The organism is Streptomyces sp. NPDC002896 (assembly GCF_040295225.1).
Lineage (GTDB): Bacteria > Actinomycetota > Actinomycetes > Streptomycetales > Streptomycetaceae > Streptomyces.
This window is the reverse complement of sequence record NZ_JBEOVA010000045.1, coordinates 47,101-53,993: the sequence shown is the minus strand read 5'-3', so window position 1 is coordinate 53,993 and position 6,893 is coordinate 47,101. Positions and strand designations below refer to the sequence as shown.

Annotated in this window: 7 protein-coding genes; 6 read left to right on the top strand and 1 reads right to left on the bottom strand. The window is 69.8% G+C overall.

Features of this window, described 5'->3' with window-relative positions; translation table 11 throughout:
* Window positions 1-228 precede the first annotated feature (228 nt).
* Together ABT009_RS42360 and ABT009_RS42355 are read left to right on the top strand one after the other, a co-directional pair.
* The gene (locus tag ABT009_RS42360; RefSeq protein WP_351307119.1) at window positions 229-1,062 is read left to right on the top strand and encodes a YhjD/YihY/BrkB family envelope integrity protein; all 834 of its coding nucleotides are present in this window, start codon (window positions 229-231) and stop codon (window positions 1,060-1,062) included.
* 78 nt (window positions 1,063-1,140) lie between these two features.
* Window positions 1,141-1,581 (top strand): SDR family NAD(P)-dependent oxidoreductase, encoded by a 441-nt coding sequence (locus ABT009_RS42355; protein WP_351307117.1) that lies wholly within the window; start codon window positions 1,141-1,143, stop codon window positions 1,579-1,581.
* Between the two features lie 630 nt (window positions 1,582-2,211).
* Here ABT009_RS42355 and ABT009_RS42350 read toward each other — a convergent pair.
* Entirely contained in the window at window positions 2,212-2,601 is a 390-nt protein-coding gene (locus tag ABT009_RS42350; RefSeq protein WP_351307115.1) for a MerR family transcriptional regulator, read from the bottom strand.
* A 74-nt stretch (window positions 2,602-2,675) separates the two neighbouring features.
* Here ABT009_RS42350 and ABT009_RS42345 point away from each other — a divergent pair, with 74 nt between their 5' ends.
* The 4 genes from ABT009_RS42345 (at window position 2,676) to ABT009_RS42330 (ending at window position 6,527) form a co-directional block, all read left to right on the top strand.
* Complete coding sequence (locus ABT009_RS42345; protein ID WP_351307113.1) at window positions 2,676-3,878, top strand: MFS transporter; 1,203 nt, start codon at window positions 2,676-2,678, stop codon at window positions 3,876-3,878.
* Between the two features lie 116 nt (window positions 3,879-3,994).
* The gene (locus ABT009_RS42340; RefSeq protein WP_351307111.1) at window positions 3,995-4,225 is read left to right on the top strand and encodes a hypothetical protein; all 231 of its coding nucleotides are present in this window, start codon (window positions 3,995-3,997) and stop codon (window positions 4,223-4,225) included.
* Window positions 4,226-4,509: 284 nt separating this feature from the next.
* Window positions 4,510-5,385, top strand: coding sequence for a PP2C family protein-serine/threonine phosphatase (locus tag ABT009_RS42335; RefSeq protein ID WP_351307109.1), 876 nt, complete (start codon window positions 4,510-4,512; stop codon window positions 5,383-5,385).
* Window positions 5,382-6,527, top strand: a complete 1,146-nt coding sequence (locus ABT009_RS42330) for an MASE1 domain-containing protein (RefSeq protein ID WP_351307107.1) — start codon at window positions 5,382-5,384, stop codon at window positions 6,525-6,527. Before ABT009_RS42335 ends, ABT009_RS42330 begins: the two co-directional genes overlap by 4 nt.
* The last annotated feature ends 366 nt before the right edge of the window (window positions 6,528-6,893 follow it).

Below are 6,893 nucleotides of genomic sequence, written 5' to 3'. Positions count from 1 at the left end.
GGGCGTGAGTCACGCGTCCCTGCCACCCCATAGGGGTGTCTGGACGGAGGAGCCCACCCAGCAGCCAGCTGGGCGCTACCTCCAAGCCCGGCCCTTCAGTTCAGTCTTCAGGGCCGGGTCAAGTTGACTGAGACAGGACAGCACAGTCCTGTGCCACCGAAGGTTGAGTGGGGAATCTCTGCGTCGCGCCTCACGCGGCCAGGGTTGCGAACGTGGTAGTCGACAGGCATGCCGATGGAACCTCTCGGTGCCGCGGACCGTTCATCTCGGTTCGGGCGGCTGCACCGCGTCATCAGCCGTTCACCAGTCGGGCGCGGATGGCGGCGGAGCAGGGAGCTTGAACTGTTGTCGCGTTCGCTGGGCTTCGCGGCGCTGGGGCTCCTCACGCTGGTACCGCTGCTGATCATTGTCTCCTCTGCCGACCCCGAGCACGGGCGGGGGTTCGCACAGTGGCTGGGTGAAGGGCTCGGCGTGTCGACTACCTCCAGGCGGCAAGTCGAGCAGTTGTTCACCCGGCCCGGCCAGGCCCTGCGGACCACCACGGCGTTCGGTATCGCCGCCCTTGCCGTGTTCGGACTGACCTTCGGGGCGGCTGTACAGACCGGCTATGAGAAGGTCTGGGACCTGCCGTCGGCCCGCTGGTGGGCCAGATGGCGGCATGTGGTGTGGCTCGGCGTCCTCACCGGATACCTCTTCGTCTCCGCCACCACCACGCTGCGGCACGAACCCCTGGCCGGTGGGGCTGCGGCCTCGCTGAGCGCGGTGCTGTTCCTCTGGTGGTCCCAGCGCCTGCTGCTCGGAGGGCGGATCCGCTGGCGTGCCCTGTTGCCCGGCGCCGTGACCATCGTGGTCGGGCTGCTCGGTCTGAGGGTCTTCTCCAGGCTCGTCTTCTCGCCGTTGATCGCCTCCAACGCCGTCACCTACGGACCCGTCGGAACCGTTCTGGTCATCCAGTCCTGGCTGGTCGGTGTGGGTGTCGTCGTCTTCGGCGGTGCGCTGATCGGCCGATTGCTGTGCGAGGAACTGCCCCGCGCGGCACACGCACTGAAACGGCGCAGCTGAGATGCGGCCGAACCTAGTGGTCACCAACCTTCGCTGGTTCTGAAGCGCTCCGGGTCTGTTGGAGGCTCGATTCCCTGCGTGTGGGAGCGGACCCTGGACGTCAACGTCCTGGGCTACGTCCGCACCGCCCGGGCCGTCCTGCCGCACCTGCTGGACAACGGCGGCGGCAGTATCGTCAACTGCTCCTCCGGTGCCGCGATCAGCGCCACCGACGGCAAGCGCCCCGCCTACGGGGCGTCGAAGTCGGCGGTCAACGCGCTCACCCGTCACATCGCCCGGCGCTTCGGCCCCCAGGGCGTGCGCTGCAACGGCGTGATGGCCGGCCTGGTCATGGGCGAGACCCAGGAGACGCAGAACGACGCCGCCCTGCAGAAGATGTTCCTGCAGCTCGTTCCCGCCACCCGCCTGGGCCGCCCGAGCGATCTGGCCGCCGCCGTGGCCTTCCTGCTGTCCGACGACGCCGAATGGTTCAACGGACAGGTATGGGCGATCGACGGCGGCGCCAACATGCGCGCCTGACCTCCGCGCGCACAACCGCCACTGAGCGGGGCGGTGCGCACCGAGGCCGGCGTACCGCGTCCTGTGGCGCCGCAAGGGTCTTCTGGGCGCGCGGTCTGCTCCGTAGACACGTCGCGCTGCCGCTACGCGGCCGGGGCGGGGGCGGGCGCGTTCCGCGCTCTGGGCAGTGGGGCCGTGCGGGCCGGGCTCGGGGAAGTTCCCGGCCCGCACGGGGGTCTGTTAGCCGTGCGCGGCGGCGGCCGTGAGCGCGGGGAGCGCGAGTGCTTCCAGGGGCGACGGCCTGGTCGGCGTCGGTGAGGGTCTGCGCGGTCGACGTGACGGCCTGCATCACGCCCCCGGCCGTCATCTGACCGCCCCGGATGAAGTGGGCAAGGATCATGTCCTTGGTCTCGGTACCGATGCTGAGCGTCTTGGTGACGTGCTCGATGGTCTTCGTCGGCTCGGCCAGCGTCTTACCGGCGGCGGCTTCCACCTTGCGCACCTTGGCCTCGACGTACTCCCGCGACAGGAACGTGCGCACGGCGTCGGCGCAGGGCCGCCGTAGGGAGCGGCTGCTGGGCAAGCGCCGCATAGGTGCGGTTCCACTCGCGCTGTGCCTGCACCAGGAGCGTCTTTGGCGAGGCTCCGTGTCTACGCAGCGCCAGCGACCGTCCGGCCGGAGGTTGCCTGCTTGACGGCGTCGATGTAGTTATCGATGGCTTCCCGGTTCCGGGTGAGGCAGTCGATGCGGGCCGTCATCCGGTCGCGCTCGCGGGCGAGGAGTTCGATCAGTTCCGGGTCGGCGTCGTCGACGACGATCGCGCGGGGACTGCCGAGGCAGGGCAGCATCTGCTTGATGATCCGGGTGGGGATGCCGCTGTCGATCAGCCCACGGATCTGGGTCACCCGGCGCACCAGATAGTCGTCGTATTCGCGGTATCCGTTGGGCAGCCGCAGAGGCTCGATCAGCCCCTGTTCCTCGTAGTAGCGCAGTGACCGCGCCGGCGTGTCCGTCAGCTTCGCGAGCTCTCCAATGCGCACGTGAGTGCCCCTTTCCGACCTCGTCCGGCTCCCATTTGACCTTCACACTAATGTCAACCATGCACGGTAAGGTCATGACGCAAGTACAACAGGCACCCGCCCCCACCAGCCAGTCGGGTCGCCTTCCGCTCAGCGGCCTGCTCGCCCTCGCGGCCGCCAGCTTCATCACCATCATGCTGGAGACGATGCCGGCGGGAATCCTCCCGGCGATCAGTGGCGGCCTCGGGATCTCGGAGTCGGCCGCGGGCCAGACAGTGACCATCTTCGCGATCGGATCCATCGTCGGCGCCATCCCGCTGATCAGCGCGACGATGGGCTGGCCGCGCAGGCGGCTCCTGCTCCTTGCGCTGACGGGTTACGCCGTGACCAGCGTCGTCACCGGCCTGTCCGGCAGCTTCGTCCTCACCCTCGCGGCCCGGTTCGTCGCCGGACTGTTCGCGGGCGTGCTGTGGGGAATCCTCGCCGGATACGCCCGGCGCATGGCGGCGCCGCACCAGCAGGGCAAGGCACTGACCATCGCGCTGGCGGGCACCCCGATCGCGCTGGCGATCGGCACCCCGGTCGGAACGCTCCTGGCCAGCCTGGTCGGATGGCGTGCCACGTTCGGGGTGATGGCGCTGCTCGCCGTCCTGGTGATCGTCTGGGCGCTCGCGGCCGTGCCGGACTTCCCCGGACAGGCCAAGGGGGAGCGCACGCCCATAGGGCGGGTGTTCGCCATCCCCGGTGTGGTCCCGGTCCTCGTCGTCGCCCTCCTGTACGTGATGGCGCACAACGTGCTCTACACCTACATCGCCTCGTTCCTCGCCCCTGTCGGCCTGGGCGGCAGCGTCAGCGCCGTGCTGCTCGTCTTCGGCGTCGCCTCTCTGGTCAGCATCTGGATCACGGGCGTCCTCATCGACCGCCACCTGCGGCTTCTCATGATCAGCAGTACCGCGCTCTTCGCGCTGGCGGTGCTCGCACTCGGCCTGCTGGCCTCCCTGCCCGCAGCCGTCTTCCTCAGCGCCGCGCTGTGGGGACTCGCCTTCGGCGGAGCAGCGAGCCTGCTGCAGACCGCCGCCTCCAACGCGGCCGGTGACGCCGCGGACTCCGTCCAGCCCGTCATCGTGACCGGCTGGAACATCGGCATCGCCGGCGGCGGTGTCGTAGGCGGACTCCTCCTGAGCGGGCTCGGGACCTCCTCCCTGGCCTGGGGCCCTCTCGTGCTGCTGGTCGTCGCGCTCGTCATCACCGTCGCCGGACGGCGCCACGCCTTCCCCGCCCACCGCGCACGACCTTGAGGAATATCCACGATGAACAGCAACCATTGCACCCCAGCGAGCGACTGCGCCGGCCTTCGGGCCTCCGGTCACTGCAGCTCGGCGAGACGAAGGTGACCTGCGTACCGAACGGAGCGGTGAAGTCCTCGCCACGCGGCTGGCTCCCGCAGAGCACCGACGAGGCGTGGGCCGCACACCCCGAGTACCTGGACGAGACCGGCCAGCTCACCGGATCCAGCGGCGCCCTCCTGGTCGAGCGGGGCGAGCGCGCGCTGCTCATCGACGCCGGGTTCGGACCCCAGTCGCTCCCCAAGCGGTCGGCCCAGGGCACATGCCTCGAATGGGGCCACACGTCTTCCTGGGCGTAGAGGTGTTGGGTGATGCCGCGCGCCCACTCCCACGCCGCTGCGGCCTTGCCGCTCTGCGCGGCCAGGTCCAGGTGGCGGCGGTGCGCGGCCAACACACGAGCGGCTTCCACACAGCCGAGGTGGCCGAGCCGGATCAGGGTGGGGCCCATATAGCCCTACCTAACCGGTGGGCTGGGGGGCGACTTCGTAGAGGCGTCGGTCTCGGATCAGGGCGACGACGCACGCCACGGATCTCACCGGCGATAAGGTGACATGAAGGGAAATCCGATCGTTTCGGAGTCGCTATGGGCCGACGCCGCACCTTCCTTCCCGGCAGCCCCAACAGCCCCGACAGCCCGGTAGAGGAGCTGCTGACGCTGGGGCATCTTGCGGGTGAGGCTCTGGAGCGGGTCAAGCTGCAGCGGGCAAGGGTGGAGCTGGCTGCGGCACTGCAGCGCTATCTGCTGCCGCCCAAGCTGCCCGATCAGCCGCCTGGACTGCGGATCGCCGCCCGGTATGCGCCTGCGCGGGGCGGCTTGGACGTGGGCGGCGACTGGTATGACGCCTTTGCACTTACCGACGGCTCGGTGGCGATGGCCATCGGCGATGTACAGGGGCATGACGTGGAGGCCGTGGCGTTCATGGGCCAGGTCCGTACCGGGCTGCGGGCCATCGCGCACACCACCACCGACCCCGGCGAGGTGCTGGAAGGCACCAACGAGCTGCTGCTTTCCATGGGCTGCGGGCTCTTCGCGACCTGTACCTTCGTCCGCTTCGACCCGCGCACTGGCGAGCTGGCCGCCGCCCGCGCCGGGCACGTCCCCATGGTCTGGGCCACCGCCAGCGGCCGATGCGGTGTCGCCATGAACGACGGCGGGCTGCCCCTGGGCATCCAGTCCGCCGAGAAGTACCCGGTGAACCGGCGACGGCTGACCGAACCCTGCGTCTTCGTCCTGCTCACCGACGGGGTGGTCGAAGGCCCGTCCTGTCCCCTCGAAAGCGGCCTCGACACGGTGATGCAGCTGGTCACCGGCGGTATCGACGCCAGCGTCGAGGACCTGGCCGCCCAGGTGGTCGCTGTGGCCGACCTGACCGGCCACAGCGACGACGCCGCCGTCCTCGTCGCCTGCTACGACGGCCCTGCGAACGGCTCGCTTGCGGACGGGGCGGACCCCCGTTGACTGTCACGGCGGGCACCCTGCGCAACCTGCGTCACGGCAGGCTGCCGCGCCACGTCACCACCAGCCTTCAGATACTCATCCTTGCCGCGGTCTACTTCGGCGCCGCCAAGCTTGGCCTGACTCAGGAACTGCCCCCCAGCACGATCAGTAGCCCGCTGCTGCCCCCGTCCGGCTTCGCCCTGGCCGCCCTGTTGCTCTTCGGCCTGCGGATGTGCCCGGGCATCGCCATCGGCGCGTTCTGCGCCAACATCACGGCCGACCCATCCATCCCCGTCGCGCTGGCGATCACGGCGGGGGCCACCCTCGCCCCGATCTGCGCCTACCTCCTCCTGCGCCGCGCGGGATTCCACATCGAGATACAGCGGCTGCGGGACGTGCTCGCGTTGATCTTCGTCGGCGCGCTGGCCGGGATGATGGTCGGGGCCGTGGTCGGCACCGGCGTGCTGGTGCTGTCCGGCAGGCTGCCGGCGAGTAGCTTCTGGCCGAGGTGGTGGGTGTGGTGGGCCGACGACGCGCGGGGCGTACTCGTCGTCACACCGCTGCTTCTCGTTCTGCGCCGTGTCCGGCTGCCCCGCGGCGTGTCGGCGTTGCGCTGGGTCGAGGCGTGGGCGCTCGCCGTGGCCACGATCGCCGCTTCGCTCTCGGTGAATGTCTCCGCTTTCCTCTTCATGGTCTTCCCCTGCCTGATCTGGGCCGCCTTCCGATTCCAGCTGGCCGGTGCCGCGCCGTGCCAGCTGGTCATCTCGACGCTGGTGATGTTCGCGCTGGCCCACAGAACCGGCGCGTTCGCCCACCGGGGGGCCGTTCTCAACGTGATCACCTACCAGGCGTTCAACCTCGCCACAGCGCTCACCGCCCTCCTGCTCTCCGTGATCATCGCCGAGCGGAACCGGACCCAGCAGGAGATCAGACAGGTCTGCGGGCAGCTGGCCGAGCTAGTGGCCGAACTCGGCCCCGTCGAGACCACGCACCGCAAGCCGGCCCCACCCGGCACCGGCGGGCCCTCACACATCGACGACACCAACGGCGCCGGCACCGAGGCGAAGCTAGACCCGAGGACCCAGACCGCTGAACGCTTGGGCCAGGCCAGAGGCTCCTCCCGAAAGAGCCGCACCCAACGCAAAAACCCTGGCCAGCGATAGAAGATGACCGACCGGGGTTGCCCGCCCCGAGGATTGAGGCCCCCGATCCCGAGACGGAGGCGCAAGCTTGGCATATGCATGGCGAGAAACGAGGAGAGGGCCTTGCGTCCCGCCGCGCCCGGCCTTTTCTGCAGCGCGCGGCGGGAGCCTGTGTGGGGGGCGCCCCACACGCGTAGGGGAGCCGTCCGTCCCGGCATCGGCACCGCTCCAGGCCGCCGACACCGGGGGCCTGCTATGGGACGTCGTCCCGAGCGCTCTTGTATGCCTGCCGCAGCGTGTCGGCAGCGGGGCAGCGTGCCCCCCGCTCCAGGCAGTCCCTCGCGCGTGGTGGAGGGTGTATTACGCGTCTGCGAGCCATGGGGCCAC